Below are 3,194 nucleotides of genomic sequence, written 5' to 3' on the forward strand. Positions count from 1 at the left end.
CAGTTGCGGTTTGACACGGCGTTGGAGGAGAAAAAGCGCGAACTGATTGAGCTGACCGTAACGAATAAAAAGGCCGAAGCTGATGCCAAGGCCTATGAGCTAACAGCGGTGATGAAATCGTTGCAGGATGTCGAGCCTAACGTACTTCAAGCTATGGCCAACATGGATATGAGCCCAGATAAGCTGATTGCGATCGCCTTTCAGGAACTTGCAGAAAATGCAGGAAAAATCGGTCAGTTGAACATTACACCGGATCTGCTGCAAGGTCTCATGTCAGATACGGGAACGAGCGGATCAGCAGGATCGAGAGGCTCTGGAGGAAGAACACGATGAACAGCCGAATGACAGAGCAGAAGATTATTTTGGTGAAGCGTAAAACGCGACTGGAGGAACTGATTGTCCGATACAATACGGTGCAGCAGGCTCGTTTCTTTATGGAACGGCTGGGGGCGGATTTCAGTGATTATGTGCTGGAAGATGAGAATTACCGCAGGGCGGTGGCAACGGCGACGTCTGAGTTATCGGCTTTGGGACGTGTACAGATTGTGGAGCGGGAGCATGTGCCGAACTTTATTTTTGGTGAACAGGATACGGTGGTGGTACTGGGGCAGGATGGTCTGGTAGCCAACACGTTAAAATATTTGACAGAACAGCCGCTGATCGGTGTGAATCCAGATCCAATGCGCTGGGACGGGGTATTGCTGCCGTTTACTGTATCTGATCTGCGCTGGGTGGTGCCAGATGTGTTCGTGCACAGACGGCCGATTAAGGAGGTTACGCTGGCTAAGGCCCAACTGAATGACGGTCAATCCTTATATGCCGTGAACGATTTGTTCATCGGGCGCAAAACTCATGTGTCTGCGAGATATGAGCTGAGATTGGAGGGGCAGGTAGAGCAGCAATCATCCAGCGGTATTATTGTTTCCACGGGTCTGGGAGCGACAGGCTGGTTGAAGAGTGTGTTGGCTGGAGCGGCCGGAATTGTCGGCAGTGCTACACGGCACCCAGTCTCGCTGACTCCAGATCACCTGATGACAGATGCTGCTTTCAGTCAAGAAGGGGCAGTAGAAGGAATGGGGCATGATCATCGTGCAGCCTGGAGTTTGCCATCGCTTTATTTTACGGTGAGAGAACCGTTTCCCAGCCGGACGACTGCTGCGGAGCTGGTATTTGGACAGGTGGCAGTTGAAAGACCGCTGCGTATTGCTTCGCAGATGCCGGAGAACGGAGTTATTTTCAGTGATGGAGTAGAAAGCGACTTCCTGGAGTTTAATGCTGGCATTGAGGCGACCATTGGACCGGCGGAGAAAAAAGGGCATCTGGTCGTATAGAGGTTTGTACAGGACAGCAATGGGTAATTATGATTAAGGTACAACCATCAGATGAAATTAATAAAGGAGGAATCAACATGAGCGACCATACTCAAGACGAGGCGAAAATCCGCAACAAGAAGAACGAGGACGGAGATTCCTTGATGGAGAAGACGAAGCTGGACAACGGCGTGGATATCGAGCCAGAGGCTGATGAATGGATTGCGAAGCCCACACCAGTATCATACGACGATACAAAATCCTCTTCGCAGAAATAAGACTCTTGCGTCTCAATAGAGCAATGATGCAAAGACAGATGATCCTTTAAGTGGGTCATCTGTCTTTTTGAATTTTTAATTAAATCTGGAATATACTTTCATACTTAGCTCACAACGGCTGCTTACCTCTGTTTTCAAGAAAATTGCTTTCAGATGATCCTGCACCGTGTAAGCCGTAATATGAAGTGCACTTGCCAGTTCCTTGGTAGAAAAGCCTTGCACAATGAGATGGACAAGCTGTCTTTCTCGTTCAGTCCATGAGTAGATCTCGGCCATCGTTTGACGCAAATGGTAGGCTATGGACGCGCTAATGCTCCAAGTAGTTGTTGCTCTTCCGCGCTGAATACAGGTTTTCCATGGTGGTGAAACAACGTAAGAAATCCCCAGCAGCTCCCTTTGTACATAAACGGGACCCGCAGCTCATCCCCGAATCCAGCGGGTTGCAAAACCTCTCTATAACGTATACTTCGGTCCGGCTGGCCTTTTGTAGACCCATGAAGCGTTGCGATGGACTGTCCTTCTCGCACCAGTTGATCGTATTTCATGATATCTTCGTGCAGATATTCGTATTCTAAATGCATGGTTTGCGATTAAAGAGGGAGAGACGGCTTATGACAAAGAATAGCATCATCATCATTGGCGGGTATGGTCATGTTGGAAAAGTTGTATGTGTAGAAGATTAGCTCGGGGTTAACCAATCTATTGGCTTTGCAAGCGACACAGCTCATGGATCGGACGGATGAATTGAACATATCTTTGATGCTGGGCTTGGGTGATCGACATAGTCAGGCTGTGATTGAGTGGACTGTAGATCAGATTCATACCGATCTGGAGGTGATAGAACAGGGACGCCCCGTGACTCGAAAAAGCTTTACCGACGGCATGGTGGCAGATTTTGGTGCAGGGGGAGGTCGTCATCGGGCATATCGGTTTCCCTTTTCGGATCAGCAGACACTTCCACGTACACTCAATGTCCCTACGGTCAGCACACGCCTGTGCTTCGATTCGCCTTTGACCACCCGGCTTCTGGCAGGGCTGCGGACGATCGGGATATCAAGTCTGCTCCGACAGCCAGCAGTTCGTGAGGTTGTAGTTCGCAGCTTTGGCAAGGTGCACTTTGGAGGAAATGCTGTAGCAGTCAAGGTAGGCGCCCAGGGAACGCTCAATGGCAAGGAGACGAGGGTCGAATGCAGGCTAAGGGGACATCATCAGTCTGATTTAACTGCGAAAGCCGCCGTCTTTGCAGCGCTTGCCCTGTATCGTTCAGAACTTCCACATGGTGTTTTTCACATGGAGCAGGTATTTTCATGGAATCGCATGCGGACTTGGCTGGGACAGCAGGTAGACGTAGATATTCATGTGAACGGACAACAAGTATAAAGGTCTTATATTCTGAAAAAGGACTCTCCTATCATCCAAGCTTATTCGGCAATGCCTTGCGGATAGGTCTTGGATTTCTTTTCCTATTGGATTACACTAGAAGGAAGTACATATTTCTGGGAAAGACCAGAGGGGATGATATGAAATGTGGAATCCCTATGAACATAGTAGGCAGCATCCGCACGATTTTATAGTAAAATATCGATTTTACACACCGGAAGAAGGA

General features: G+C 48.9%; 2 protein-coding genes and 3 pseudogenes. 4 read left to right on the plus strand and 1 reads right to left on the minus strand.

Going from position 1 to position 3,194, the window contains the following annotated elements; genetic code table 11:
• The 3 genes and pseudogenes from AC5V8P_RS24630 to AC5V8P_RS24640 all read left to right on the plus strand — a co-directional run.
• Positions 1-333: pseudogene (locus AC5V8P_RS24630) on the plus strand (SPFH domain-containing protein); the annotation flags it as partial.
• Entirely contained in the window at positions 330-1,331 is a 1,002-nt protein-coding gene (locus AC5V8P_RS24635; protein WP_063209973.1) for a diacylglycerol kinase catalytic domain-containing protein, read from the plus strand. The pseudogene AC5V8P_RS24630 and the gene AC5V8P_RS24635, both read left to right, overlap by 4 nt.
• A gap of 77 nt (positions 1,332-1,408) precedes the next feature.
• Positions 1,409-1,588 carry a hypothetical protein gene (locus AC5V8P_RS24640; RefSeq protein WP_063209972.1) on the plus strand — a complete coding sequence of 60 codons (180 nt, stop codon included), beginning with the start codon at positions 1,409-1,411 and terminating at the stop codon, positions 1,586-1,588.
• Between the two features lie 75 nt (positions 1,589-1,663).
• On the opposite strand, the pseudogene AC5V8P_RS24645 reads toward AC5V8P_RS24640, so the two are convergent.
• A pseudogene (locus tag AC5V8P_RS24645) lies at positions 1,664-2,163 on the minus strand (LuxR C-terminal-related transcriptional regulator); the annotation flags it as partial.
• Positions 2,164-2,266: 103 nt separating this feature from the next.
• Here AC5V8P_RS24645 and AC5V8P_RS24650 point away from each other — a divergent pair.
• Positions 2,267-2,968: pseudogene (locus tag AC5V8P_RS24650) on the plus strand (saccharopine dehydrogenase); the annotation flags it as partial.
• Positions 2,969-3,194 lie beyond the last annotated feature (226 nt).

Source organism: Paenibacillus sp. N119s, assembly GCF_059447605.1.